The 24,371-nt window shown below is 57.6% G+C and carries 28 protein-coding genes; 22 read left to right on the top strand and 6 right to left on the bottom strand.

The window, feature by feature from the left end:
- Positions 1–344: 344 nt before the first annotated feature.
- The gene (potE, locus tag SCU88_RS02000; protein ID WP_175341895.1) at positions 345–1,670 is read left to right on the top strand and encodes a putrescine-ornithine antiporter; all 1,326 of its coding nucleotides are present in this window, start codon (positions 345–347) and stop codon (positions 1,668–1,670) included.
- 189 nt (positions 1,671–1,859) lie between these two features.
- The gene (gene eco, locus SCU88_RS01995; RefSeq protein WP_175341894.1) at positions 1,860–2,372 is read left to right on the top strand and encodes a serine protease inhibitor ecotin; all 513 of its coding nucleotides are present in this window, start codon (positions 1,860–1,862) and stop codon (positions 2,370–2,372) included.
- Positions 2,373–2,408: 36 nt separating this feature from the next.
- On the opposite strand, the gene SCU88_RS01990 is transcribed toward eco, so the two are convergent.
- From SCU88_RS01990 to SCU88_RS01980, 3 genes are all read right to left on the bottom strand, one after another.
- Complete coding sequence (locus SCU88_RS01990) at positions 2,409–3,302, bottom strand: alpha/beta hydrolase-fold protein (RefSeq protein ID WP_175341893.1); 894 nt, start codon at positions 3,300–3,302, stop codon at positions 2,409–2,411.
- A 309-nt stretch (positions 3,303–3,611) separates the two neighbouring features.
- Complete coding sequence (locus SCU88_RS01985) at positions 3,612–5,774, bottom strand: EAL domain-containing protein (protein ID WP_175341892.1); 2,163 nt, start codon at positions 5,772–5,774, stop codon at positions 3,612–3,614.
- Entirely contained in the window at positions 5,771–7,246 is a 1,476-nt protein-coding gene (locus SCU88_RS01980; protein WP_175341891.1) for a diguanylate cyclase domain-containing protein, read from the bottom strand. The genes SCU88_RS01985 and SCU88_RS01980 overlap by 4 nt, the downstream gene beginning before the upstream one ends.
- Before the next feature lie 612 nt (positions 7,247–7,858).
- On the opposite strand from SCU88_RS01980, the gene SCU88_RS01975 reads away from it, so the two are divergent.
- The 18 genes from SCU88_RS01975 (at position 7,859) to phnP (ending at position 20,334) form a co-directional block, all read left to right on the top strand.
- Positions 7,859–8,194, top strand: a complete 336-nt coding sequence (locus SCU88_RS01975; protein ID WP_138095408.1) for a zinc ribbon domain-containing protein YjdM — start codon at positions 7,859–7,861, stop codon at positions 8,192–8,194.
- A gap of 89 nt (positions 8,195–8,283) precedes the next feature.
- Positions 8,284–8,721, top strand: coding sequence for a VOC family metalloprotein YjdN (yjdN, locus tag SCU88_RS01970; protein WP_138095407.1), 438 nt, complete (start codon positions 8,284–8,286; stop codon positions 8,719–8,721).
- An 82-nt stretch (positions 8,722–8,803) separates the two neighbouring features.
- A complete protein-coding gene (locus SCU88_RS01965; protein WP_175341890.1) occupies positions 8,804–9,115 on the top strand; it encodes a type II toxin-antitoxin system HigB family toxin in 312 nt (103 codons plus the stop codon).
- The gene (locus SCU88_RS01960; protein WP_175341889.1) at positions 9,112–9,531 is read left to right on the top strand and encodes a helix-turn-helix domain-containing protein; all 420 of its coding nucleotides are present in this window, start codon (positions 9,112–9,114) and stop codon (positions 9,529–9,531) included. The genes SCU88_RS01965 and SCU88_RS01960 overlap by 4 nt, the downstream gene beginning before the upstream one ends.
- A gap of 142 nt (positions 9,532–9,673) precedes the next feature.
- Complete coding sequence (gene phnC, locus SCU88_RS01955) at positions 9,674–10,462, top strand: phosphonate ABC transporter ATP-binding protein (protein WP_175341888.1); 789 nt, start codon at positions 9,674–9,676, stop codon at positions 10,460–10,462.
- A 21-nt stretch (positions 10,463–10,483) separates the two neighbouring features.
- A complete protein-coding gene (phnD, locus tag SCU88_RS01950; RefSeq protein ID WP_175341887.1) occupies positions 10,484–11,479 on the top strand; it encodes a phosphonate ABC transporter substrate-binding protein in 996 nt (331 codons plus the stop codon).
- A gap of 12 nt (positions 11,480–11,491) precedes the next feature.
- Positions 11,492–12,277: a phosphonate ABC transporter, permease protein PhnE gene (gene phnE / locus SCU88_RS01945; RefSeq protein WP_138095404.1), complete on the top strand. Its 786-nt coding sequence runs from the start codon at positions 11,492–11,494 to the stop codon at positions 12,275–12,277.
- 19 nt (positions 12,278–12,296) lie between these two features.
- On the top strand, positions 12,297–13,019 hold the full coding sequence (gene phnF, locus SCU88_RS01940; RefSeq protein WP_138095403.1) for a phosphonate metabolism transcriptional regulator PhnF: 723 nt from the start codon (positions 12,297–12,299) through the stop codon (positions 13,017–13,019).
- On the top strand, positions 13,020–13,478 hold the full coding sequence (gene phnG / locus SCU88_RS01935) for a phosphonate C-P lyase system protein PhnG (RefSeq protein WP_175341886.1): 459 nt from the start codon (positions 13,020–13,022) through the stop codon (positions 13,476–13,478).
- A complete protein-coding gene (gene phnH / locus SCU88_RS01930) occupies positions 13,475–14,059 on the top strand; it encodes a phosphonate C-P lyase system protein PhnH (RefSeq protein ID WP_138095401.1) in 585 nt (194 codons plus the stop codon). Before phnG ends, phnH begins: the two co-directional genes overlap by 4 nt.
- Positions 14,059–15,129, top strand: coding sequence for a carbon-phosphorus lyase complex subunit PhnI (locus SCU88_RS01925; protein WP_175341885.1), 1,071 nt, complete (start codon positions 14,059–14,061; stop codon positions 15,127–15,129). Before phnH ends, SCU88_RS01925 begins: the two co-directional genes overlap by 1 nt.
- A complete protein-coding gene (locus tag SCU88_RS01920) occupies positions 15,122–15,970 on the top strand; it encodes an alpha-D-ribose 1-methylphosphonate 5-phosphate C-P-lyase PhnJ (RefSeq protein WP_175341884.1) in 849 nt (282 codons plus the stop codon). Before SCU88_RS01925 ends, SCU88_RS01920 begins: the two co-directional genes overlap by 8 nt.
- Positions 15,967–16,722 (top strand): phosphonate C-P lyase system protein PhnK, encoded by a 756-nt coding sequence (gene phnK / locus SCU88_RS01915; protein ID WP_175341883.1) that lies wholly within the window; start codon positions 15,967–15,969, stop codon positions 16,720–16,722. The genes SCU88_RS01920 and phnK overlap by 4 nt, the downstream gene beginning before the upstream one ends.
- A 9-nt stretch (positions 16,723–16,731) precedes the next feature.
- On the top strand, positions 16,732–17,430 hold the full coding sequence (gene phnL, locus SCU88_RS01910; protein ID WP_175341882.1) for a phosphonate C-P lyase system protein PhnL: 699 nt from the start codon (positions 16,732–16,734) through the stop codon (positions 17,428–17,430).
- Positions 17,427–18,563: an alpha-D-ribose 1-methylphosphonate 5-triphosphate diphosphatase gene (gene phnM / locus SCU88_RS01905; RefSeq protein WP_175341881.1), complete on the top strand. Its 1,137-nt coding sequence runs from the start codon at positions 17,427–17,429 to the stop codon at positions 18,561–18,563. The genes phnL and phnM overlap by 4 nt, the downstream gene beginning before the upstream one ends.
- Positions 18,563–19,126: a ribose 1,5-bisphosphokinase gene (gene phnN, locus SCU88_RS01900; protein WP_175341880.1), complete on the top strand. Its 564-nt coding sequence runs from the start codon at positions 18,563–18,565 to the stop codon at positions 19,124–19,126. The genes phnM and phnN overlap by 1 nt, the downstream gene beginning before the upstream one ends.
- On the top strand, positions 19,116–19,547 hold the full coding sequence (gene phnO, locus SCU88_RS01895) for an aminoalkylphosphonate N-acetyltransferase (protein WP_175341879.1): 432 nt from the start codon (positions 19,116–19,118) through the stop codon (positions 19,545–19,547). Before phnN ends, phnO begins: the two co-directional genes overlap by 11 nt.
- Before the next feature lie 10 nt (positions 19,548–19,557).
- The gene (gene phnP / locus SCU88_RS01890; protein WP_175341878.1) at positions 19,558–20,334 is read left to right on the top strand and encodes a phosphonate metabolism protein PhnP; all 777 of its coding nucleotides are present in this window, start codon (positions 19,558–19,560) and stop codon (positions 20,332–20,334) included.
- On the opposite strand, the gene yjdP is transcribed toward phnP, so the two are convergent.
- Both yjdP and SCU88_RS01880 read right to left on the bottom strand, forming a co-directional pair.
- Positions 20,331–20,666, bottom strand: a complete 336-nt coding sequence (gene yjdP / locus SCU88_RS01885; RefSeq protein WP_138095392.1) for a DDRRRQL repeat protein YjdP — start codon at positions 20,664–20,666, stop codon at positions 20,331–20,333. The two genes, phnP and yjdP, sit on opposite strands and share 4 nt — an antisense overlap.
- A gap of 79 nt (positions 20,667–20,745) precedes the next feature.
- Entirely contained in the window at positions 20,746–21,414 is a 669-nt protein-coding gene (locus tag SCU88_RS01880; protein WP_175341877.1) for a nitroreductase family protein, read from the bottom strand.
- A 115-nt stretch (positions 21,415–21,529) separates the two neighbouring features.
- Here SCU88_RS01880 and SCU88_RS01875 point away from each other — a divergent pair, with 115 nt between their 5' ends.
- Together SCU88_RS01875 and SCU88_RS01870 are read left to right on the top strand one after the other, a co-directional pair.
- On the top strand, positions 21,530–22,441 hold the full coding sequence (locus SCU88_RS01875; protein WP_175341876.1) for a LysR substrate-binding domain-containing protein: 912 nt from the start codon (positions 21,530–21,532) through the stop codon (positions 22,439–22,441).
- Positions 22,442–22,493: 52 nt separating this feature from the next.
- Positions 22,494–23,450 (top strand): helix-turn-helix domain-containing protein, encoded by a 957-nt coding sequence (locus SCU88_RS01870; protein ID WP_175341875.1) that lies wholly within the window; start codon positions 22,494–22,496, stop codon positions 23,448–23,450.
- 39 nt (positions 23,451–23,489) lie between these two features.
- Here the strand turns inward: SCU88_RS01870 and SCU88_RS01865 are convergent, their stop codons facing one another.
- Complete coding sequence (locus SCU88_RS01865) at positions 23,490–24,323, bottom strand: alpha/beta fold hydrolase (protein WP_175341874.1); 834 nt, start codon at positions 24,321–24,323, stop codon at positions 23,490–23,492.
- Positions 24,324–24,371 lie beyond the last annotated feature (48 nt).

Here is a 24,371-nt window from a genome sequence, read left to right as displayed (position 1 = left end):
TATAAGAATATATTTCCACAACACCTTCCCCAATCGGTATCAAGAAAACGTACTATTCATTTGTTTTTAAAAAGAGTTTACGGCCAGACAATCAACTCACTCGCCACACAATATCAAATTTGACTTTCCCCTCAAATTAAATACTATGCAGCTACACAAGTTTTGCGCCGCAGAATATTAACCCAGGAAATAAAGATAATTACTCAAGCCATGAGTAATGACCACCTGTATTTCAAACTGGAGCCCTTTGCCCCGGATAATAATATTTATTAGCCGCGAGTGAATTTAAATTTATTCAGAGGTACTTCTCTCGCCTTCTGAAAACAATAAGCAGGAGAACAGATATGGCCACAAACTCGAAGAAAATGGGGGTCGTTGACCTGACCATTTTAGTTGCCGTCAATATGATGGGTTCGGGAATAATTATGTTGCCCGCCAGCCTGGCCGAAACTGGCGCGATTTCCGTACTGTCATGGGTTATCACCGTGCTGGGAGCAATGTGTATCGCCTACACCTTCGCCAAGTGCGGCGCCTACTGTAAGCGTTCGGGCGGTATGTCGGCCTATGCCGCCGAAGCCCACGGCAAATCATCTTTCTTTATCGCTTCTTATACCTACTACGTCTGTCTGGTGATTAGCTGCGTGGCCATCGCCGTTTCTGCGGCGGGTTATCTGGCCCCCTTCTTCCCGTGGATTAAAACCTCGCCCATGCACACTTTTGTCACCGTGGTCGCGATTCTGGTCGTGACCATGGTAGCCAACTTCAAAGGGCCGAAGATTACCGGGCGCATTTCCGGGATCACCGTCTGGGGAATAATTATTCCGGTAGCGGGTCTGTCGGTACTTGGCTGGTTCTGGTTCGATCCGTCTATCTTTAAAGCCGCATGGAACCCGCATCATATGTCCACCGGCAGCGCAATCTCTTCCGGTATCTCTCTGACCCTGTGGGCCTTCCTGGGTGTGGAATCTGCCGGTGCTAACTCCGACACGGTGGAAAACCCGGAGAAAAATGTACCGCTGGCCTGCCTGTTCGGTACCGGATTCGCCGCTGTGGTTTATATCGCCTCAACCTCTGTGATTCAGGGTATTATCCCGAACGAGGTGCTGGCCACTTCGGATGCACCTTTCGGCCTGGTCTTCTCCATGATGTTTAACCCGATTGTGGGCCAGGTTGTCACCGCTCTTGCTGTTATCGCCTGTATCGGTTCGCTGCTGGGTTGGCAGTTTACCAATGCCCAGGTTTCTAAAGCAGCGGCGGATGACCACCTGTTCCCGGCTATCTTCAGTAAAATCAGCAAAGACGATGCGCCTGTCGCCGGGATGCTGATTATGCTGGTACTGGAGCTACTGCTGGCCACCATGACCATCTCCCCGAACCTGCTTAAGCAGTTCAACATCCTGCTGAACCTGGCGGTCTTTATCAATATGGTGCCTTATGTCCTGTCCATGACCGGCCTGCAGGTGATGCTGCGTAAAAACCACGTGACCCAGAAGCAGTACTATGCCGCTTCCGCTATGGGCACCGCGGCGGTGGTCTACAGTATCTATGGCGTCTATGCCTGCGGCGTCGAAGCAGTATTCGGCGGTACCATCATCACCATGATCGGCTATATCTTTTACGGCTTCCTTGCTGGTCGTGATACTGAAGAGCGCATCAGCCACTCTCATTGATGACCTTGCATGTTTACCGGCCACCTTCATCGCTTGCGGTGGCCGGTTATTTCCTCCCTCCCCCGCCCGCTTCATTAACACATTGCTCCAACATTAGTTTAATCAACAGAACATTTATGTTTTGTTGTGGAAAAATCAGGATAATAAAATAGTCTGTTAGCAATTATTGCCACACTGAATGAGGGAATTATGAAAAAAGCGACTTTACTGCTCGCTGGCCTGATGGCGCTGGCTTCAGGTAACGCGCTGGCGGCGGATAACGCGCAGCAGCAGGATCCCAGCAAGCAACCGCTGGAAAAAGTGGCCCCGTATCCGAAAGCGGAAAAAGGAATGACCCGCCAGGTTATTTGGCTGCCGAAGCAGGAAAACGAGCACGACTACAAAGTCGAATTGATGATTGGTAAAACCATGGAAGTGGACTGCAACACCCGGGGTCTGGGCGGTAAGCTGGAGACGAAAACGCTCTCTGGTTGGGGCTACGACTATCTGGTCATCGACAAGCTGACCGGCCCGGTCTCCACCATGATGGCCTGCCCGGACGGCACCAAAAAGCAGGCTTTTGTCACCGCACATCTGGGCGACAATGCCCTGCAGCGCTATAACAGCAAGCTGCCGCTGGTGATCTACGCGCCGAAAGACGCTCAGGTGAAATACCGCATCTGGAAGGCGGAAGAAAAAGTGCAGGACGCACAGCCGCAGTAACACTCAGGCTGCCGCGCCATGCGGCAGCCTTATCCTCTACTCCGCGCCGGAAACGCTCAGCAGCGTCTCGATAAGCGACGTGCCAAACATGGCGCCATGGGTCAGCCCCGGATACGATTTATAGCTTGCCTTTACCCCTTTTCCGGAAAGAATCTGCGCCAGCCGTGCATTTCTGTCCTGCCCGTCTTCACCGCGTAGCTCCGGGCGATCGCTATTGCTATTGCCATCTCCTTCCATCAGCTTTAGCGTGCGGGCATCAAATGCTGTTCCCGAAAGTCGCTGCGCCTGACGCAACATCATGTCGCCGCCCCACCCCAGCGACGGGCTGGCCGCATAGTAATGGCGGAAGCTTTCCGGCGCCTGATACAGCGTTTCCAGCACAAACAACCCGCCGAAGGAGTGGCCCCACAGACTGCGCTGTTGATGATTAACGGCGGCCTGCTTTTCCGCCCAGGGAATAATCTGCGACATCAGCAACTGACGAAACGCCTTGCTGTGCCCGCCTTTATGACCGTGTATACGCGGCGCCGATTCGCTGCCGGGATCGGGCGTGTAATCCCACGCTCTGGAGGAGACGTCAAAGGGCAGCGGCGTCTGGTATCCCACCGCTACCAGCACCGGCGGATGCGCGGCACTCATGCGCTGCAATAATTTATCATCAAGCCGCGCCATTGCGGCGTTGCCGTCAAGCATATAGAGCGCCGGATAACCGCCAGCAGACGCCGCCGCTTTGGGAATACCCACCCACACTTTGTAATGGCGCTGACCGTCAACGGAGTCGAAGATAGCACTACGGAAGCGGTACCACTCAGAGCCGGTGTCGGCAATATTGGGCCCCAGCGGCTTCAGTTGCGGCTTTGCCTGCCCGGCTGCGGCTGTCAGTAGCAGTATCGCGGGTAAGCACCACGCCAGCATAACGCGTAATGACACACTCTCTCCTTTCACTTCGATCAACGCCGCTCACCCTCAGGTCGCAGCCATATGGCAAAAAAATATACCGACTTTGCCAGAGCGCCGCAAACCCAGTCTCCGGGAAAATAACCGTAAAAAATGCAAGGAATTTATTGTGTTAGAGGAATATCTGGGGCCGGTATCTGGCCGCGTCGGAGCTGTCTTCACCCCTCACCCCGGCCCTCTCCCTGAGGGAGAGAGAGAATAATCCCGGTCTGCCATTCAGCCCCCTCTCCCCTTTGGGGAGAGGGCTGGGGTGAGGGGAGAGGGTTGGGGTGAGGGGAAGGTTTAATTGCTGTAGTTATAGGGCTTGCCGATGTAAAACCCCTGGCAGTGATCGACTCCCATCTCGAACAGCATCCGCTGCTGCTCTTCGTTTTCCACATACTCCGCCACCACGGTCATCTCCCTGGCCCGGGCGATTTTACAGATAGATTCAACAATCATCTGATCGACCTTGTTGATCAGGATATCCTTCACGAAAACGCCGTCTATCTTGAGGATCTGAGCGGTAATATTGCGCATTCGTTCGTAATTGGACTGACCGGTGCCAAAATCATCAATGGCGATCTTCACGCCGTGCTCCACCAGCCTGCTGATATTATTCATGGCGTTTTCCGAAGAGAGTATGCCCTGCTCTTCGGTAATTTCCAGAATCACCCGCTCGGCGCTAATACCATAGCGCGCCATCAAATCGATAAAATGCCCGGCAACACCTTCATGGAACAGCGTGGCCGGCATGATATTAATCGACACCGTATCGCCAACGTGGTCGTCCAGCATCGACATGCTCTTTTCGAATACCGCAGAGTCAAACTCGCAGGCGTAGTCGAATTCACGAATCACCGGCAGAAACACATCCGGCATGATAATCTGGCCGCCAATGCGCAGGCGCGATAGCAGTTCGTGATACACCACTCTTTCCCGGCTGGTAATCGGCTGAGCGTAGATTTCAATATCCCGGTTTTCAATGGCAGCCTTCACGCTCTTAATCATCTGAATCGACTGAGCCATTTCATCGTCCAGATTGCGCATGCTGCTGTTAATGCAGTGGGGCGCCTTCACCACTTTGTTCACTTCAGAGAACCAGGCAAGCCGCTCCACAAAAGGAATCAGCGGCGTCTGACCGTCAATATCCCCCCAGGAAAGCCGGTAATCGATATCCAGTTTATCGCCCTTCCACAAAATGCTCAGACTGGAGAGCAGACTGTACAGCTCATGAATACGCGGCTCATGTTCGCCGCTCACCAGGCAGATCAGCTGGTTGCCGGTAATGTCATAAACCTGAATATCACAGCCGAACTCCTCATAAATGCTCTGCGATAGAATTCCCTTCACCCAGGTCACTACGGCAGTACCGTAATACTTCTCAAAGACGGCAATATTGGAGAAGGCGATACGGCAGATACAGGTGCCCCCGGTTTCCGCCACGCTGTTTTCCAGAGCGCGCATATTCGGCAGCCGGGTCAGGGGATCAATGCGGGAATAGAGCTGTGTTTGATTCATCTGCTGCTCATACTTACGGCGATTGACGGCAAGATAGTGAAGCGCGATAGCAAACACGATGATCATCGACATCAGACATGCCAGCACGCTGTCGTCGCTATACATCGAAAAGAAGACCTGATTAGACGCCATCATCACATAAATCGCGATGCTCCATAGGATCTCGGTCAGACGTGGATTCTGGTGCAGAACGCCATAAATAAAGAGCAGGAACACAAAGGGCATCAGATAGCCCACAAAAGCCCCGGACACTTCCGCCTGCCAGAACAGCAGGATGCTTGCCAGGCAGAGCGCGGCCCAACGGATATCGCGTTGATTGTGATTTTCACTATTCCATAACCGTTTCACACTGAAACGACGACCGTCGCTGAATAAAAAGCGCTGCAGGTTATAGAAGAAGGGGTTCATCACCACCAGGGCCAGCACCAGATACTGGTAGCTAACCAGGTTAAAGGCGACTCCCTTAACGTAGAAGTAGGGCGCCAGCGCTGGCGGAATCGGGAAGATCATACCGCTCAGACACATCAATCCCCGACTCAGTAGCGGGCAGATAAAACAAAACAGCACCACGCGCTTAATGGTGTTAAAGCGTAGAAAACCGGCATTCCAACGTCGGCCAAGCCGCCAGTGCAGTAGCAGTACTGCGACTGCCGATGGCAGCAGAATACAGAACGACAGCAGCATTGCGGCAAAGGGCTTCACATCCTGATACTGAATCCAGCTACTGGCGCTGTAAGCGACCATCAGCGGCAACAGCGCCGTTTCCCCCAACAGAATGATCTGAGTAATCACCCATGAGTAAGGCAGATACAGCATATAGATCTGCCAGCCGTCCACGGAGACGGTAGGTGATATGGCGCGCAGAAGGTAAATCGCCAGCATGTTAATCAACGTCAACGCCAGTAGCCGCGGCACAGTGCCGGAATAGCCTTTAAGCCTCATCATTCACTCCCCCGAAACTGGCGTTTGGATAAATACATCTGCATATCGGCCTCATTCAGCGCCGCTTCGAAAGTGGTTTCCGAATGCAGCGCCGCCAGACCATAACTGGCGGAAAGCGCAACGTCGGGTTCAAACATCGTGATATCCCGGGCGATTTTGTCCATCTTCTCGCGAACGCTGTGAAGGTTATCGGTCGCAAAAAGAATCACGAACTCATCGCCTCCCAGCCGTACCGCATGGTCGGTCCGGGCGCGAATATTGCAACTGATACAGCGGCCTACGTGCTGTAGCGCCCTGTCGCCACACAGGTGTCCCCAGGTATCGTTAATCAGCTTAAAGTCGTTGCAGTCCATCACCACCAGGACATGACTTCCCGTTAGCTTCCGTTTCTGCACATTCAGGTATGCCCGGTTATACAGGCCAGTCAGTGAATCTTTGTACCTGGCCGAAGCCTCTATCTTCACCCGCCGGTGATGCAGCAGCGTCATCACGATAAAGCCCAGGATCAGCATCACCCCGATGGCGGTATCTACGGAGCCGTCGTGCGAAAAAAAGTAGCGCCAATGATTAACCGAAACCCGCACCTGGTATTCGCCGTTAATCGAGGCATCGCTGTAATCCGCGTGTACCAGGCCGCCACTGACCGGGATCAGGACGCCATGGTGGTCGATAATACTGACATTCAGATAGTGCTCTACATGACCCTCCCCCATCGCCCGGTTAATCATCTCCCTGACGTCGGACAGGCTGTAGTCAAAGCACATAATGCCGATCACATCGTCTTCCGTTTTCCGGGAAGATTGATCGTAAACCACATGTTGAACGCTCATAATGGAGCGCTCGCCGTTAAGATATTGATGCACCCGATCGATATGGCCGGTAATAGCCCGTGAAGCGTCTTGTAACTTGCGAAACAGAAAACCACCGGAATGTTCGGCGTGTAGCATGCCGTAGCGTTCCGCCACCTCCTGGCGAAAACGATACTTTTCCAGGCTCTGCTGGCCGGGGAAATAGATGTAATCGCCCAAGGCGGAGATAAAGTAGCGGGGATATTTATTGGAATAGGACGACGCGCTCTGCTCCAGGCGATACGCTTCATCAATAGAGCGCGCCACCAGCCAGGCTTTCTTCGTTACCGGCCCCAGCGACTGTAGCGAACCTTCCAGCCCGTGCTTATTGGGGGAGTTCCCATCCAGATTAAAGCCATACAGCCCGGAGGTCTCGTCGTGTTCGTCATACGCCATCTCACCCCGGGCACCGTGGAAGGCGCTACGCAACAGCAGCACGGAAACCGCATCCGAGAAGTTCTCGTTGCGGTTAAAATCTTCCGCGATATCTTTCGCTATCGCCTGTGCGGCAATATCGGCCAGATCGCTCTGGTGGCGCCACGATATATTCGTCAGAACCATAAAGATCAGGAAAAAAATCAGCGTGGCGCCAATATTGAAATTGGCATTATTTATTTTTAATAACACGCTGTTATTTCTGAACTCAATAACTGGAAAGTAATTTGCTATACCAGACAACATCATTAACTTTTATTACCTGAATGCTAATTAATATCCCAAAAAAATTAACATTCTGTTTTTTAGAATGACAAATAGCCTTACCGCCATTTGCACGTTCAAATACGGTCACGCTGACGCGCAGGCACAGCACTGTGCCGCGTCCGGACGCGGAATAAATGAAAAATCACTATCGTATTCAGGGTATAAGCGCGATTCAGGGCATCCCGTTCACCGGGAACGTAGCGTTGTGTTAAGTCGGGAAAATTCCTGGACCGGCGCGCGAGTTTAAATGGTTATTAAACGGAACAGAAGAAATTAAAAAATCAAAAACAATAGCTGAAACCTATGAACAGAATAATAATCACCTGCGGCATGACACCTTTTTGATTTTAAATATAAACCAGGAAAATCATCGGTCGCATACGTCTCTCAGAAAATGTCATTCTTTCCTGCCCCGCTAAAAACCCCGACAACACCAGGTAATTGCGCTATACTTTCGCCACTTTTGGCCCTCTGCACCGCTTTTAACGCTGAGTTGCCATTTTTTCTCATTTTTCATGCTGATAGCGAGGACAAAGCATGTCACTGCCAAACTGCCCCAAGTGCCACTCTGAATACACCTATGAAGATAACGGTATGTACATCTGCCCGGAATGTGCCTGGGAGTGGAACGACGATCCGGCGGCTAGCGAAAGTGATGAGCTGGTTGTAAAGGATGCAAACGGCAATCTGCTGACCGATGGCGATAGCGTCACTGTAATCAAAGATTTAAAAGTAAAAGGCAGCTCCACGCCGCTGAAGATAGGTACAAAAGTGAAAAATATCCGCCTGGTGGAAGGCGATCACAACATCGATTGCAAAATTGATGGTTTCGGTCCAATGAAGCTCAAATCCGAATTTGTGAAGAAGAACTAATTTCTATCCGCCAGGCGCGTCTGCCGCCTGGCTTAGCGCTGCGCCACCTGCCAAACTTTCTCTGTTTCCGTCACACAGAGGTGTCCACCATGGCACTGATACCCTATATCACCTTTTCCGGCTCCTGCCGGGAAGCAATCACCTTTTATCAGAAGGCGCTGGACGCCGAGATTCTCTACAGCATGACCTTTGCCGAAATGCCGCCGCGTGAAAGCGGCGAACAGCAGGAAGGCTGTGCCGCAACCGTAAAAATGGCGCCGGACGATATTCTGCATGCCAGCCTGCGCATCGCCGGGTGTGAAATCATGATTAGCGACGGCGCCGCGGATAATATTCCCCACCACGGCTATGCCCTGAACCTGATGACCACCGATGTGGAAGAGGGTAAACGCTGGTTTCAAAACCTGGCGGTGGGCGGTCATATCACCATGCCCTGGCAGGAGACCTTCTGGGCCTTCGGATTCGGTATGGTCACCGATCGCTTCGGCATTCACTGGATGGTGAATATTGCTAAACCGGCGGAGTAGCTGCTTAATTTTCCCGGTTGTCAGCGTGGTTAATGTGCGCTACATTGTTTACATAATGTAAACAGCCGAATGGAATCGCTCAATGCACGTCATTTCCAAAGAACCATTTGAGCAAGCGGCAAGGCTTTATCCTAATGATGCCATTGCCATCAAGGCACTGTATCGCCTGGTTCGCGAAAACGATTTTACATCGCCCACCGAACTACGTACTGCAGTGCCCAGTCTCGACAATTTTAAATACCGTAATAAATGGTGGGTTTTAGATGTTGGTGGCAACAATCTGCGAGTGATCGCCTACATCAACTTTGTGAATAAACGCTTCTACGTTAAGCACATAACCACCCACGCTGAATACGATAAGTTGACTCGCAACTATCGGGAGAACAAAGAATGATTGCCGACACCGATAAAGCCATCGAAGCAACGAAGCAACTGGTTGCTGCTGTCCCCTTTCTGGGGGGCAGTGTCTCAGAGCAGGACTACCGTGACGCCCTGGCCCTGGTGGACTACCTGATTGAACATGATGAGGAAAGCCCATTGATTGACTTCCTGGCGGCCAGGATTGCCGACTATGAGGATAACAGCGAACAATTCGCAGAATTTAATCAATCAGTGAACGAAATGCCATCTGGCGTCGCGCTACTGCGCACACTGATTGATCAATACCAGCTATCCTATTCCGACCTGAAAAATGAGATTGGCTCTAAACCACTGATAAGCCAAATCCTTTCCGGTCAGCGTTCTTTGACTATCTCACATATCAAAGCACTCTCGAAGCGGTTCGGCGTTAAACCGCAATGGTTCCTTTAAGCGCCTGGCAGCCCGCCTGACCGCGGGCTTTCCCCCCTCCGTCATCCAACCGTCCCCGATTCTTCATCATACAGACACACAGGGTTAACCAAACCGTCATTTTCTCCCGGCACCATGAGTCAAACTTCAAGGAGGCCGGGATATGCAAACGATTATCCGCGTCGAAAACCTACGCAAAACCTTCAATCAGAATCGGGCGCTGCACGATGTCTGCCTGACTATTAACCGGGGCGAAATGGTCGCCCTGCTCGGGCCGTCCGGTTCCGGTAAATCCACCCTGCTACGCCACCTGAGCGGCCTGATTACCGGCGATAAACAGAGCCATTCGCATATTGAGCTCCACAAGCGCACGGTACAGCGTTCGGGCCGCCTTGCCAGCGACATCCGCCGCAGCCGCGCCGGTACCGGCTACATCTTCCAGCAGTTCAACCTGGTCAATCGCCTGTCGGTGATGGACAACGTCCTGATCGGCGCCCTGGGTTCTACGCCCTTCTGGCGCACCTGCTGCCGCTGGTTCAGTACCGAACAAAAGCAGCAGGCGCTCCAGGCCCTGACCCGGGTCGGCATGGCGCACTTCGCCCACCAGCGGGTCTCCACCCTTTCCGGCGGACAACAGCAGCGCGTCGCCATCGCCCGGGCGCTGATGCAGAAGCCGCAGGTGATCCTGGCCGACGAACCTATCGCCTCGCTGGATCCGGAATCGGCACGCATCGTCATGGAAATTCTACACGACATTAATCGCAAGGAAGGGATCACCGTGGTAGTGACGCTGCACCAGGTGGAGTACGCCCTGCGCTACTGTCGCCGCATCGTCGCGCTGCGCCAGGGACACATTTTCTACGACGGCGCCAGCCAGGCCTTCAACCACGAACATATCGATCATCTCTACCGCAGCATTGACCGCATTGAAGCCAATGCGGCTGCGGCCTGATTGCCACGGGAAGGAAAAGTTATGAATAACAAAATGGTCACCGCCCTTGCCTTCACCAGCCTGTTCAGCGTGACCAGTCTGCTGATGCCGGTCCAGGCCGATGAACCTGATGCGCTGAACTTCGGCATTATCTCTACCGAATCCCAACAGAACCTGAAATCGCAGTGGCAGCCTTTTCTGAAAGATATGGAAAAGCAGCTGGGCGTGAAGGTGAACGCCTTCTTCGCGCCGGATTACGCGGGCATTATCCAGGGCATGCGCTTTAACAAGGTGGATCTCGCCTGGTACGGCAACCTGTCGGCCATGGAGGCGGTAGACCGCGCGGGCGGTCAGGTATTTGCCCAGACGGTGGCCGCCGATGGTTCGCCGGGCTACTGGAGCGTGCTGATAGTCAACCAGAAGAGCCCGATCAAAAACCTGGATCAACTGCTGGCCCAGCGTCAATCGCTGACCTTCGGCAATGGCGATCCCAACTCTACCTCCGGCTTCCTGGTCCCCGGTTACTACGTGTTCGCTAAACACCATGCCGCGGCCAGTGACTTTAAGCGCACGGTGAATGCCAACCATGAAACCAACGCGCTGGCGGTCGCCAACGGCCAGGTGGACGTGGCGACCAATAACACCGAAAACCTCGATCGTCTGAAGGTCACCGCACCAGAAAAATATAAGCAGCTACGGACGATCTGGAAGTCGCCGCTGATCCCAGGCGATCCCATCGTCTGGCGCAAAAACCTGCCCGAAGGCACCAAAACCAGGGTACGCGACTTCTTTCTGAGTTACGGCAAAACGCCGGAACAGCAGCAGGTGCTGAAAGGACTGGGCTGGGCGCCGTTCCGCGCATCCAGTGACCAGCAACTGGTGCCCATTCGCCAGCTCACGCTGTTTAAAGAGGTACAGAGCGTGAAGAACAACAAGGGGCTCAGCGAATCCGAACGCGCCAGCAAGCTGGAAACGCTCCAGAAGCAGCTCGATGCGCTGGAAAGTCAGGCTCCGCGTGAAACCGCAAGCGCTCAGTAACGGGAGGTAACGATGCACAGCCAAAGCATGACTCTGAATCCCCCCAAACGCAGCGCCTTTTCGCTTATCGGCTGGGGCCTGGTGCTGGCGGTTCTGGCCGCCTCCTGGCACGGTGCCGAAATGGCGCCGCTGACCCTGATACAGGATGGCGGCAATATGGCGACCTTCGCCGCCGACTTCTTCCCGCCTGATTTCAGCCAGTGGCCGCTCTACCTTGAAGAGATGTTGGTGACGCTGCAAATCGCGGTGTGGGGCACGGCACTGGCGGTGGTGCTTTCCATCCCCTTTGGCCTGATGAGCGCCGAAAATATCGCCCCGTGGTGGATTTACCAGCCGGTACGCCGCCTGATGGACGCCTGCCGCGCCATTAACGAAATGGTGTTCGCCATGCTGTTTGTCGTCGCCGTGGGTCTTGGCCCGTTCGCCGGGGTGCTGGCGCTGTTTATCCACACCACCGGCGTGCTCTCCAAGCTGCTTTCCGAAGCGGTGGAGGCCATCGACCCCGGCCCGGTGGAAGGGATCCGCGCCACCGGCGCCAATAAGCTGGAAGAGATTCTCTACGGCGTTCTGCCCCAGGTCATGCCGCTGCTGATCTCCTACTCCCTGTATCGCTTCGAATCCAACGTCCGTTCCGCCACGGTGGTCGGCATGGTGGGCGCAGGCGGTATCGGCGTCACCCTGTGGGAAGCCATTCGCGGCTTTCAGTTCCCCCAGACCTGCGCCCTGATGATTGTTGTTATCGTCACCGTCAGTCTGCTCGACTTCCTGTCGCAGCGGCTGCGTAAGCAGTTTATCTGACCCGAAAGGAGCCTGTGCGATGAACCTGTCCAGACATCCGACCACATACCCCACCCGTTATCAGGAAATAGCCGCCCGGCTGGAGCAGGAGTTAAGCCACTACCGCTGCGGCGACTGGCTGCCCGCCGAACAGCAACTGGCAACCCGCTTCGGGGTGAATCGCCACACCCTGCGCCGCGCCGTAGACCAACTGGTGGAGCGCGGCTGGGTACAGCGCCGTCAGGGAGTTGGCATTCTGGTGCTGATGCGCCCGTTTGACTACCCCCTGAATGCCCGGGCGCGCTTTAGCCAGAACCTGCTCGACCAGGGCAGCCATCCAACCAGCGAACGCCTGCTTTCCGTGTTGCGCCCGGCCTCCGGTCCGGTGGCTGATGCTCTGGGCGTGGCGGAAGGGCGCGACATTATCCACCTGCGCACCCTGCGCCGGGTCAATGGCGTCGCCCTGTGTCTGATCGATCACTACTTCTCCGATATCGCCTGGTGGCCCAGCCTGCGTGAATTCACCAGCGGTTCGCTGCACGACTGGCTGGAAGCGCGTCTCGACATCCGCCTGATCCGCCATCAGACGCGGATTAGCGCCCGCCGGGCCCAGGCTAAAGAGAGCCGGATGCTGGAGATCCCTAATCAGGCGCCGCTGCTCTGCGTGCGCACCCTTAACCATCGTGAAGGCGCGCACAGCGTGGCGGAATACTCCGTCAGCCTGACCCGCGCCGACATGATCGAATTCACCATGGAGCACTGAATGAATCCGCAATCTGCTACCCCCCTGCGTCAGCGCTGGATGGCAGTACTGGCCCACAGCCAGCCACGGGAACTGGCCGAACGCTTCGCCGCGCTGAATCTCACCCCGGAATACGAAGTTCTGCGCCAGGCCGAAACCGGGCTGGTGCAAATTCAGGGCCGGATGGGCGGCAGCGGCAATCCCTTCTTCGCTGGTGATGCCACCCTGACCCGCGCTGCGATACGCCTTGGCAGCGGCGTCTGCGGCTATAGCTGGGTGCTGGGCCGCGACTGCCAGCACGCCGAACGCTGCGCTCTGGTAGATGCCCTGCTCCAGGAGAGCGCCCACCACGCCACATTGATGGAAACCCTGATTAACCCGCTGGAAGCCAGCCGCGACGCCCGCCTGCGCGAGCGTCAACGCAAGGTCGCCGCCAGCCGGGTCGACTTCTTTACTCTGGTACGCGGAGACAATGCATGACGTTAACCACCGCCTTTCCCCTGCCGGTGCAGGATGCCCAGCACTGCTTTCGTCGCCTGCTGAAAGCCATGAGCGAACCCGGTCTTGTGGTCAATCTGACGGCGCTCAAACACGGCTGGCCGCCGCTGGACATCGCCACCACCAGCGCCCTGCTAACCCTTGCGGATAACGATACGCCGCTATGGCTGTGCGATGCGCTGGGCAACGACATGGTGCGCCAGAATCTGCGCTTTCATACCAATGCGCCGCTGTGCGACACCCCGGAGCAGGCGCAGTTTGCCATCGCCGACGACAGCCTGAGCGTAGAGCAGCTACGGGCGCTGTCCCAGGGCAGTGCCGCCCGGCCAGAAAGCAGCGCCACCCTGGTGCTGCAACTCCCGGCCCTGAGCGGCGGCCTGATGCTGCGCCTGACCGGGCCCGGCATCGCCGATGAACGAATGATCGCCCCCGTTCTGCCGGAGCCGGTACTTCAGGAGCTGATTGAACGCCCGCAGCCGTTCCCGATGGGCATCGATCTGATTATCACCTGCGGCGAGCGGCTGCTGGCCCTGCCGCGCACAACCCATGTGGAGGTGTGCTGATGTACGTTGCCGTTAAAGGGGGCGAAAAGGCCATCGACGCCGCACACAAACTCCAGCAGGAGCGGCGGCGTGGCGATAGTAGCCAGCCCGAACTTAGCGTTGAACAGATAGAGCAGCAGCTCGGTCTGGCGGTGGATCGGGTGATGACCGAAGGGGGCATCGCCGACCGCGAACTGGCGGCGCTGGCCCTGAAGCAGGCGAGCGGCGACAGCGTCGAAGCCATCTTCCTGCTACGCGCCTACCGCACCACCCTGCCGCGCATCGCCGTCAGCCAGCCGCTGGAAACGGCCCGGATGCGCCCGGAGCGCCGGGTTTCTGCCATCTATAAAGATATTCCCGGCGGCCAGATGCTCGGCCCCACTTACGACTACAGCCACCGGCTGCTGGATTTCAGCCTGCTGGCAGAAGGCAAAACGCCGAGCCCGGAGCCTGGCGACGCCAGCCCCGAACCCATGCCCCACGTCTTTAGCCTGCTGGCAGGCCAGGGGCTGGCAAAGCCGGAAGTGGATAACGGCGCACAGCCCGACGACGTGACCCGCCAGCCGCCGGTTTATCCCTGCTCGCGCTCTTCGCGCCTGCAACAGCTTACCCGCGGTGACGAAGGCTATCTGCTGGCGCTGGCCTACTCCACCCAGCGCGGCTATGGCCGCAATCACCCCTTCGCCGGGGAGATCCGCAGCGGCTACGTGGCGGTGGAGATCGTCCCGGAAGAGTTGGGTTTTCCGGTCTGCGTTGGCGAACTGCTGATGACCGAATGCGAGATGGTCAACGGCTTTGTGGCGCCAGAACAGGAACCGCCGCACTTTACCCGCGGCTACGGTCTGGTCTTCGGCATGGGTGAACGTAAAGCCATGGCGATGGCGCTGGTGGATCGCGCGCTTCAGGCGCCGGAATACCATGATCCGATCACCGGTCCGGCTCAGGACGAGGAGTTCGTGCTGGCCCACGCCGACAACGTTGAAGCGGCGGGCTTTGTCTCGCACCTGAAACTGCCCCACTACGTCGACTTCCAGGCCGAACTGGAACTACTCAAACGACTGAAAAGCGCAAGGGAGGCGAACAATGGCTGACGCACTGACCGGTTACAACTTTGCTTATCTCGATGAACAGACCAAACGCACGCTCCGTCGCGCCCTGCTGAAGGCAGTGGCGATCCCTGGCTACCAGGTGCCGTTCGGCGGGCGCGAAATGCCCATGCCTTACGGCTGGGGCACCGGCGGGATCCAACTAACCGCCAGCGTCATCGGCCCCCAGGACGTGTTGAAGGTCATCGATCAGGGAGCGGACGACACCACCAACGCGGTTTCGATCCGCAACTTCTTTAAGCGCGTGACCGGGGTGGAAACCACTGAATCCACCGCCGACGCCACGATTATCCAGACCCGCCACCGGATCCCGGAAGTGCCGCTTCAAGAGGATCAGATCCTTGTCTATCAGGTGCCGATCCCCGAGCCGCTGCGCTTTATCGAACCTCGCGAAACCGAAACCCGCACCATGCACGCGCTGGAAGAGTACGGCGTGATGCAGGTAAAGCTGTATGAGGACATCGCCCGCTTCGGCCATATCGCCACCACTTACGCCTATCCGGTGAAGGTGAACGATCGCTACGTGATGGATCCCTCGCCGATCCCCAAATTCGATAACCCGAAGATGGACAGGATGCCAGCGCTGCAACTGTTTGGTGCCGGGCGTGAAAAGCGCCTGTACGCAGTACCGCCCTGGACCCGGGTGGAAAGCCTGGATTTCGACGATCACCCCTTCCAGGTACAAACCTGGGATGAACCCTGCGCCATCTGCGGTTCGCGCCACAGCTACCTGGACGAAGTGGTGCTGGATGACCAGGGCAACCGCATGTTCGTCTGTTCCGATACCGATTTCTGCCGCCAGAATAGCGAGGCCACGCGCTCATGACACCCCTGCTCTCCGTCAATAATCTGACCCATCTCTACGCGCCGGGTAAAGGCTTCAGCGATGTCTCCTTCGAACTGTGGCCCGGTGAAGTGCTGGGTATCGTTGGTGAATCCGGCTCCGGCAAAACCACACTGCTGAAGGCCATTTCCGCACGGCTGCCTCCTCAGCGCGGCGAAGTCATCTTCCGGGGCGAGTCACTGTACGCCATGAGCGAAGCCGAACGCCGCCGCCTGCTGCGTACCGAATGGGGCGTGGTGCACCAGCATCCGCTGGACGGACTGCGCCCTGGCGTTTCGGCAGGCGGTAACATCGGCGAGCGCCTGATGGCCACCGGTGTGCGCCACTACGGCGATATCCGCGCCACCGCGCAGCGCTGGCTGGAATCGGTAGAGATCCCCGCCGCCCGCATCGACGACCTGCCCACCACCTTTTCCGGCGGTATGCAGCAGCGCCTGCAAATCGCCCGCAATCTGGTGACTCATCCGCAACTGATGTTTATGGATGAGCCCACCGGCGGACTGGACGTGTCGGTACAGGCGCGCCTGCTCGACCTGCTGCGTGGCCTGGTGGTGGAGATGAACCTGGCGGTGGTGATTGTCACCCACGATCTGGGGGTGGCGCGGCTGCTGGCAGATCGCCTGCTGGTGATGAAACAGGGCCAGGTGGTGGAAAGTGGGTTAACCGATCGGGTACTGGACGATCCTCATCACGCCTACACCCAGCTGCTGGTCTCTTCGGTACTGCAAAATTAAGAGGGCGCTATGAAAGCTTCGATACGGGTGGAAAACCTGAGTAAAACCTTCGTATTACATCACCAGAACGGCGCCCGCCTGCCGGTGCTGCGCAATGCCTCGCTGGAAGTGAACTCCGGCGAGTGCGTGGTGCTGCACGGCCATTCCGGCAGCGGCAAATCCACCCTGTTGCGCTCGCTGTATGCCAACTACCTGCCGGATACCGGGCATATCTGGATCCGCCATGAAGGCGGCTGGCTGGATCTGGCCTGTGCTCCGGCGCGGGAGGTGCTGGCGGTACGCCGCCGCACCATCGGCTGGGTCAGCCAGTTCCTGCGGGTTATTCCGCGCATCAGCACCCTGGAAGTGGTGATGCAGCCGCTGCTGGATCTGGGCGTTCCCCGTGAACAGTGTTCAGCACGCGCAGCCGCGCTTTTGAAGCGCCTGAACGTGCCGGAACGTCTGTGGCACCTGGCGCCGTCCACCTTTTCCGGCGGCGAACAGCAGCGGGTGAACATCGCCCGCGGTTTTATCGTCGATTACCCCATCCTGCTGCTGGATGAGCCGACTGCCTCGCTGGACGCCACCAACAGCGCCGCCGTGGTCGGCCTGATTGACGAAGCAAGAGCGCGCGGCGCCGCCATCGTTGGCATTTTCCACGACGCCGCGGTACGTCAGCGGGTGGCCGATCGCCTTCATACCATGACCAGCAGCGGGGAAACCGTATGATTATCAATAATGTAAAACTGGTTCTGGATGATGAGGTGGTGGCAGGCTCGCTGGAAGTGGCGGACGGAAAAATACGCAGCTTCGCCGATACCCCCAGCCGCCAGCCCGGCGCTCTGGACGGCGACGGCGGCTGGCTGCTGCCGGGCCTGGTGGAACTGCATACCGACAATCTGGACAAATTCTTCACCCCGCGTCCTAAAGTGGACTGGCCCGCCCATTCGGCCATGAGCAGCCACGACGCGCTGATGGTGGCGAGCGGCATCACCACGGTACTCGACGCCGTGGCGCTGGGTGATGTGCGCGACGGCGGCGACCGGCTGGAGAATCTGGACAAAATGATCGGCGCCATCGAACACAGCCAGCGGCTGGGGGTTAATCGCGCCGACCACCGTCTGCACCTGCGCTGCGAGCTTCCGCACCACACCACCCTGCCCCTGTTTCAGCAACTGGTCGGGCGGGCAGGCGTATCGCTGGTTTCGCTGATGGACCACTCGCCCGGTCAGCGTCAGTTCGCCAGTATCGAAAAATATCGCGAATACTATCAGGGCAAATATCAGCTCAGCGCCGAACAGATGGCGCACTATGAAGAAGAGCAGTTACGGCTCGCGGAGCGCTGGTCGCACCCCAACCGCCAGGCCATTGCCGCCGATTGCCGCGCGCGCGGCATTGCGCTTGCCAGCCACGACGACGCCACCGCCGATCACGTGCAGGAATCCCACGATCTGGGCAGCGTGATTGCCGAATTCCCCACCACCCTGGAAGCCGCACAGGCATCGCGTCGCCACGGCCTTCAGGTATTGATGGGCGCCCCGAATATCGTGCGTGGCGGTTCTCATTCCGGCAATGTAGCGGCCCACCGGCTGGCGCAAACCGGGCTGCTGGATATTCTCTCTTCGGACTACTATCCCGCCAGCCTGCTGGATGCCGCCTTTCGCATCGCCGACGACCCCGAATCGGGCTGGCGACTGCCCCAGGCCATCCGTCTGGTGACCCGTAATCCGGCCCGGGCCATTAACCTGACCGACCGGGGCGAGCTGGCCGAAGGCAGGCGCGCCGACCTGGTGCTGGCCCACCGCATTGACGGCCAGATACGAGTCGGGAACGTCTGGCGCCAGGGGAGGCAGGTATTCTGATGACGCGACTCATCTGGCTTATCGGCCCTTCCGGCGCCGGAAAAGACAGCCTGCTGGCGGCCCTGCGCCAGCAGCAGATACCAGAACTGCTGGTGGCTCATCGCTATATCACCCGCACGGCGGACGCCGGTGGCGAAAACCATATCGCCCTGAGCGATGCCGAATTCAGCCAGCGCGCGGCCTGCGGCCTGTTCGCGCTGGCCTGGCAGGCCAACGGCTATCGTTACGGCTTAGGGATCGAACTGGATCACTGGCTGGCGGCGGGGATGAACGTGATCGTCAACGGTTCCCGCCAGCATCTTCCCCACGCTATGGAACGCTACGGCGCCAGGCTTCTGCCGGTGATGCTTCAGGTATCAAACGACGTTCTGCGTCGCCGTCTGGAAGCCAGAGGCCGGGAGACGCCGGACGCCATCGAACAGCGGCTGCGCCGCGCCAGCCATTTTGGGACACATCTGCCTCACTGCGCCATACTCAACAACGATGGCTCCCTGCAACAGTCGGCCACGGCATTAATTCAGCTAATTCGTCACGAACCGGAGGAAAAACGGAATGTCTGTTGAACTGCGTAGCGCCACTTTGAACGACTGGCAGAGCGTCTATGGATTAATCTGTGAACTGAAACAGCGGGAGTTCGACCGTGACGCTTTCCGCGCCGGGTTTGCCGCGAATCTGCTCGACTCCCGCTTTCGCTACCAGTTAGCGCTACACAATGGGCACCCCGTCGCCATGGTGGGGCTGCATCTGCAATTCCATCTGCATCACGTTAACTGGATAGCCGAAATCCAGGAGCTGGTGGTGATGCCCCAGGGCCGGGGGCTGGGGATCGGCAAACGGCTGCTGGCCTGGGCAGAACAGGAAGCCCGCCAGGAAGGCGCTGAGATGATCGAACTTTCCACCAGCTCCGGTCGCCAGGACGCGCATCGCTTCTACCAGCGCGAAGCGTACCAGCCGACCCACGTTCGCTTTACCAAAGCGCTTTAGGTGCCGCGCCATGAGCCTGAAGATTGTACTTAGCGGCACCGGCGATGCCCGCCAGGTCCCGGCCTTCGGCTGCCAGTGCGCCGCCTGCCAGCGGGCGCGGCGCGACCCGGCTTTCCGGCGCGGCCCCTGTAGCGGCACCGTGCAATTTAACGACAGCGTGACGCTACTGGACGCCGGTTTCCCTGATTTAATGGAGCGCCATCCCGCAGACAGCTTCTGCCAGATACTGCTGACCCACTACCATATGGACCACGTCCAGGGACTGTTTCCCCTGCGCTGGGGCGTAGGCTCCCGCATTACGGTCTACGGCCCGCCAGACCCCGTCGGCTGCGACGATCTGTTTAAGCACCCCGGCCTTCTCGACTTCAGCCACACGCTCACCCCGTTCGTCGCCTTTACGCTTCAGGGGCTGAGGGTAACACCGCTACCCCTGAATCATTCGAAACTCACTTACGGCTATCTGCTGGAAAGCCCGCACGGCAGCCTGGCCTGGCTGTGCGACACCACCGGGCTACCGGAAAAAAGCATGAAGTTTCTGGCCGCTAACCGGCCGGACGTGATGGTGATTGACTGCGCTTATGAACCCCGGTCAGAAACTCCGCGCAATCACAACGATCTCAATACCGTCGTGGAGCTAAAGCGCCAGATAGCTGCGCCGCGAGTGGTGCTGACCCATATCGGCCACCACTTCGATCTGTGGATGATGGAGAACCCGCTGCCGGAAGGCATCGAAGCCGGATTCGATGGACAGACAATTTGCCTGGATTTGGCGGAGGTGCGGTCCTAACGCCAGCGCGCCTCGCTAAGCCGCCGCTCCTCTTCGCTTAACTGGCGACGTCGTTCGTCCAGCCGCCGCTGCTCTTCATCAAGCTGGCGCCGCTGTTCATCTATCTGGCGTCGCCGGTCGTCATACTGTCGCCCGTCATCATAGCGGCGATTCTCGTCGTCGCGCCAGCGCCCGTCGTCGTCGTTATAATCGCCATCGTTGCGATTGCCGTTCAGCGCCCCGGCAATCGAATTAATCGCGTCGTTGACCACACTATCCAAATCGTCCGCCCGGGCGCTGGCGGAACTCATTCCAACCAGCGCCACCAGCAGCAGCGCACTATAACTTTTCATAGAAGACCACCCTGCCGTTAACCGGCTTTCACCCTACGCAACGGTCCGTCGGCGCAACAGCGGAGGAGTCTCAAAGCGGTTATTTATGGAACACCACGCTCTGTTCCAGCGGAATACGGTCCATTCGCAGTTGGTTGGCCCGGGCATCGGGATCTTCATAGCCGAAGGAGATGCCAAACAGCAGACGGTACTGGTCGGAAACGCCGAGGATTTTGCGCACGCTGTCGGCATGGAATCCCAGCAGAGTTTGCGGAATACCGGCATAGCCGCGGGCGGTCAGTGACAGCAGGAAGTTCTGCCCGTACATACCGATATCCCCGGCAACCCGCACGTTATCGCCAAACGACGGCATAAACAGAAACGCCACATGAGGCGCACCGAAAAAGGCGTAGTTGCGCAGTAGCGCCTGATGGCGACTGTCTTTATCTTCCCGGGCAATCCCCAGTACATCGTAGTACTGCTTTGCCTGCTCCTGGCTGCGGGCAAAGTAGTCGCCGTAAAAATCGGCGTAATCAAAGCTGAAATCAGGCGTCACTTGCCCCAGCTCATCATTGCGCAGCATTGCTTCGGTCAGCGCGCGCTTTGTATCGCCGGAAGCGATATGCACATGCCAGGGCTGAGTATTGCAGTTGGAAGGCGCGTGCTGCGCATCCTGCAAGACTTCATGGATTTGTTCGTCAGTCAGTGGGGTAGATAAAAAGGCGCGCGGCGAATGGCGCAGGCGAACGGTATCTTCAAAGGACAGCATAAGGGGGCTCCCGAATTAATATTATTGCAGGGGACAATCCTATACTGGAATTTACTATCCATCCCGGGTAAATATTCCATACATCCTGGAATTTAATTCAACAATCAGAGGCGCTATGTTCTCTTCCGAACGCCTGAAAGGCATTGATGTGTTTGTCTGCGTCGCCGAAGCGGGCAGCTTTACCGCTGCGGCGGAGCGCCTGCATCTGACCACTTCGGCGGTCAGTAAAGCGGTGGCGCGACTCGAAAAGCGGCTCCAGGTGCGGCTGTTTCTGCGCACCACCCGCCATCTGGCGCTGACCGAAGAGGGGGAATCCTTCTACCGGGCCTGTACCGGCGTGCTGAGCCACCTGGAAGAGGCCGAGCTGGCACTGCATCGCCAGAGCCACGAGCTGCGGGGGCGGATCCGCATCGATCTGCCGGTGAGCTACGGGCGCCTGCACGTACTGCCTGCCATTCTTTCCTTTCTGGAACAGCACCCACTGCTGGAGCCCAATATCACCTTTTCCGATCGCTTCGTCGATCCGGTAGAGGAAGGTATCGATCTACTGGTGCGCAGCGGCGGCTCCGGTATCTGGCCTGGTGCGGTGGAGCATCATCAGTTAGGCATCCAGCGTCTGATCCTCTGCGCCTCGCCGCACTACCTTAAGCAATGGGGCGTACCGCAGGACGAACAGGCGCTCAGCCAGCACCGCTGCATCCTTTACTGCCGCGGTGACGGCAGTCTGTCTCCGCTGCGTATTCCCGGTCAGGAGGGCGCGTTAAAGTCTCAGCACAGCGGACTGGCGCTGGGTGATACCGAAGGGCTGGTCATGGCGGCAGTGGCGGGACAGGGGATTGTCCAGTTACCGACCTGGCTGCTCGCCAGACCGCTGGCCGAAGGCGCGCTGGTGCGGGTACTGCCCGAGCTTTCCATCTCGGGCATGCCGATCAGCCTGGCCTGGCTAAAGAGCCGGGCCAGGCTACCCAAAGTGAGCGCCCTGCGCGACTGGCTGGCGGAAAACCTGTCCCCTTCGCTGGCGGAATAGCCAGTGCCGTAGCCTGTTACCTTTTTCCTCTTCATCATTCGTGGAATCAGTTATGAACCAGCTTAAGGTCGCCCTGATTGTTATGCCGGGATTCAGTCCGTTTCACATATCGGCGCCCGCCATTATTTTCGGCCCTGTACTGCCGGAACAACCGCTGTTTCATCTGCAATATTGCGCCGAGCGGCCCGGTATGGTGGCCTCGGAACAGGGGATGTTTGTGGAAGCCAGCGGCGATCTGTCTGCGGCAGCCCAGGCGGATATTGTGATTGTGCCCTGGTGGCCGCATCTGGAAGCATCGCCCTCTCCCGCGTTAATTGCGGCGCTACGTGAAGCCCGGCAGCGCGGAGCCCGGGTGGTGGGGCTGTGTCTGGGCACCTGGGTTCTGGCCCGGGCCGGTCTGCTGGATGGTCGCCGCGCCGCCACCCACTGGGAATCAGAGGCGGATTTTGTACGCCACTTTCCCCGGGTTCATCTGGATACCAACGCGCTGTACGTCGATGACGACGGGCTGATTACCTCTGCCGGTACCGCCGCCAGCCTGGACTGCTGCCTCTATATCGTGCGTCAGTATTACGGCAGCCGTATCGCCAACCGTATCGCCCGCCGCATGGTAATTCCCCCCTACAGAGAGGGTGGCCAGGCGCAGTTTATTGAACGACCGGTACCGGAAACCACCCGGGATACCCACATCAACATACTGTTGGATCACCTGCGCAATAATCTGGACAGCCAACACAGTCTGGACACTCTGGCCCACTTTGTTGCCATGAGTCGCCGTACCTTTACCCGACACTTTCAGCGTGCCACCGGCATGAGCGTAGGAGAATGGCTCACGGCGGAGCGTTTAAGTCGCAGCCAGGAGCTTCTGGAAAGCAGTAGTCATTCGGTAGACTTTATCGCCAGCACTACGGGATTTCAGTCACCAGTCACGTTCCGGCAGCGGTTTAAGGCTCGCTATGGCGTCAGCCCCAGCGAGTGGCGGCGGACATTTCACGGCAAAGAGGGATAAACAGAAAGCGCCAGGGAGCCCGGCGCCTTTGGGATGTGATTAACCGCGAATAAAGTCGAGCAGATCCTGGTTAATCCGGTCTTTATGGGTGCTGCACAAGCCGTGTGACGCGCCTTTGTAGCACAGACCGCGACCGTCCGGCAGCAGTTTCAGCGCCGCTTCGCTGGAAGAGACCGGCGGTACTATCTGGTCGTCATCGCCGTAAATCACCAGCGTCGGGATAGTCATTTTACGCAGATCTTCGCGCTGGTCGGTTTCCGAGAAGGCTTCAACGCAGTCGTACAGCGCTTTAATGGACCCCATCATACCCTGCATCCAGAAACTATCGCGCAGTCCCTGAGAAACGGCGGCCCCCGGGCGGTTGAATCCATAGAAGGCTTCGGACAGATCTTTAAAGAACTGAGAACGGTCGTTGCGCACGCCTTCCCGGATACTGTCAAAAACATCACGCGGCAGGCCCGCCGGGTTAAAGTCGGTTTTCAGCATCATCGGCGGAACCGCGCCAATCAGTACCGCTTTGGCAACGCGTTCAGTGCCGTGACGGCCAATATAGCGTGCGACTTCACCGCCACCGGTGGAGTGGCCCACGTGAATGGCGTTTCGCAGGTTAAGCGCTTCGGTCAGTTGCGCCAGATCGTCGGCGTACTGATCCATGTTGTGACCGTCCCACGGCTGAGAGGAACGCCCGTGGCCGCGACGGTCGTGGGCAATCACCCGGTACCCGGCATTCGCCAGAAACAGCATCTGATCTTCGAAAGCATCAGAAGAAAGCGGCCAGCCGTGGCTGAAGACGACCGGTTGGCCTTCACCCCAGTCTTTATAATAAAGTTGAGTGCCGTCTTTCAGTTCCAGGTAGCCCGAATTGTTTCTCATGATAGTTTCCTTAAGAATAAGCTCGATATTTACGGCAAGTCAGTCTGT

It is taken from the genome of Jejuibacter sp. L23 (genome assembly GCF_050815825.1).
Lineage (GTDB): Bacteria > Pseudomonadota > Gammaproteobacteria > Enterobacterales > Enterobacteriaceae > Jejubacter > Jejubacter calystegiae.
This window is presented reverse-complemented; position numbering and strand designations above follow the sequence as displayed.

What these genes read in the sequence shown, in the direction of transcription:
- potE (WP_175341895.1), top strand. Translation starts at nt 345, where the DNA reads ATGGCCACAAACTCGAAGAAAATGGGGGTCGTTGACCTGACCATTTTA.
- phnO (WP_175341879.1), top strand. Translation starts at nt 19,116, where the DNA reads ATGTCTGTTGAACTGCGTAGCGCCACTTTGAACGACTGGCAGAGCGTC.
- phnN (WP_175341880.1), top strand. Translation starts at nt 18,563, where the DNA reads ATGACGCGACTCATCTGGCTTATCGGCCCTTCCGGCGCCGGAAAAGAC.
- SCU88_RS01870 (WP_175341875.1), top strand. Translation starts at nt 22,494, where the DNA reads ATGAACCAGCTTAAGGTCGCCCTGATTGTTATGCCGGGATTCAGTCCG.
- eco (WP_175341894.1), top strand. Translation starts at nt 1,860, where the DNA reads ATGAAAAAAGCGACTTTACTGCTCGCTGGCCTGATGGCGCTGGCTTCA.
- SCU88_RS01865 (WP_175341874.1), bottom strand. Translation starts at nt 24,323, where the DNA reads ATGAGAAACAATTCGGGCTACCTGGAACTGAAAGACGGCACTCAACTT.
- SCU88_RS01965 (WP_175341890.1), top strand. Translation starts at nt 8,804, where the DNA reads ATGCACGTCATTTCCAAAGAACCATTTGAGCAAGCGGCAAGGCTTTAT.
- phnK (WP_175341883.1), top strand. Translation starts at nt 15,967, where the DNA reads ATGACACCCCTGCTCTCCGTCAATAATCTGACCCATCTCTACGCGCCG.
- SCU88_RS01985 (WP_175341892.1), bottom strand. Translation starts at nt 5,774, where the DNA reads ATGATGAGGCTTAAAGGCTATTCCGGCACTGTGCCGCGGCTACTGGCG.
- phnF (WP_138095403.1), top strand. Translation starts at nt 12,297, where the DNA reads ATGAACCTGTCCAGACATCCGACCACATACCCCACCCGTTATCAGGAA.
- phnE (WP_138095404.1), top strand. Translation starts at nt 11,492, where the DNA reads ATGCACAGCCAAAGCATGACTCTGAATCCCCCCAAACGCAGCGCCTTT.
- SCU88_RS01960 (WP_175341889.1), top strand. Translation starts at nt 9,112, where the DNA reads ATGATTGCCGACACCGATAAAGCCATCGAAGCAACGAAGCAACTGGTT.
- yjdN (WP_138095407.1), top strand. Translation starts at nt 8,284, where the DNA reads ATGGCACTGATACCCTATATCACCTTTTCCGGCTCCTGCCGGGAAGCA.
- phnH (WP_138095401.1), top strand. Translation starts at nt 13,475, where the DNA reads ATGACGTTAACCACCGCCTTTCCCCTGCCGGTGCAGGATGCCCAGCAC.
- SCU88_RS01880 (WP_175341877.1), bottom strand. Translation starts at nt 21,414, where the DNA reads ATGCTGTCCTTTGAAGATACCGTTCGCCTGCGCCATTCGCCGCGCGCC.
- phnM (WP_175341881.1), top strand. Translation starts at nt 17,427, where the DNA reads ATGATTATCAATAATGTAAAACTGGTTCTGGATGATGAGGTGGTGGCA.
- yjdP (WP_138095392.1), bottom strand. Translation starts at nt 20,666, where the DNA reads ATGAAAAGTTATAGTGCGCTGCTGCTGGTGGCGCTGGTTGGAATGAGT.
- phnL (WP_175341882.1), top strand. Translation starts at nt 16,732, where the DNA reads ATGAAAGCTTCGATACGGGTGGAAAACCTGAGTAAAACCTTCGTATTA.
- SCU88_RS01875 (WP_175341876.1), top strand. Translation starts at nt 21,530, where the DNA reads ATGTTCTCTTCCGAACGCCTGAAAGGCATTGATGTGTTTGTCTGCGTC.
- SCU88_RS01925 (WP_175341885.1), top strand. Translation starts at nt 14,059, where the DNA reads ATGTACGTTGCCGTTAAAGGGGGCGAAAAGGCCATCGACGCCGCACAC.
- phnG (WP_175341886.1), top strand. Translation starts at nt 13,020, where the DNA reads ATGAATCCGCAATCTGCTACCCCCCTGCGTCAGCGCTGGATGGCAGTA.
- SCU88_RS01975 (WP_138095408.1), top strand. Translation starts at nt 7,859, where the DNA reads ATGTCACTGCCAAACTGCCCCAAGTGCCACTCTGAATACACCTATGAA.
- SCU88_RS01920 (WP_175341884.1), top strand. Translation starts at nt 15,122, where the DNA reads ATGGCTGACGCACTGACCGGTTACAACTTTGCTTATCTCGATGAACAG.
- phnP (WP_175341878.1), top strand. Translation starts at nt 19,558, where the DNA reads ATGAGCCTGAAGATTGTACTTAGCGGCACCGGCGATGCCCGCCAGGTC.
- phnD (WP_175341887.1), top strand. Translation starts at nt 10,484, where the DNA reads ATGAATAACAAAATGGTCACCGCCCTTGCCTTCACCAGCCTGTTCAGC.
- phnC (WP_175341888.1), top strand. Translation starts at nt 9,674, where the DNA reads ATGCAAACGATTATCCGCGTCGAAAACCTACGCAAAACCTTCAATCAG.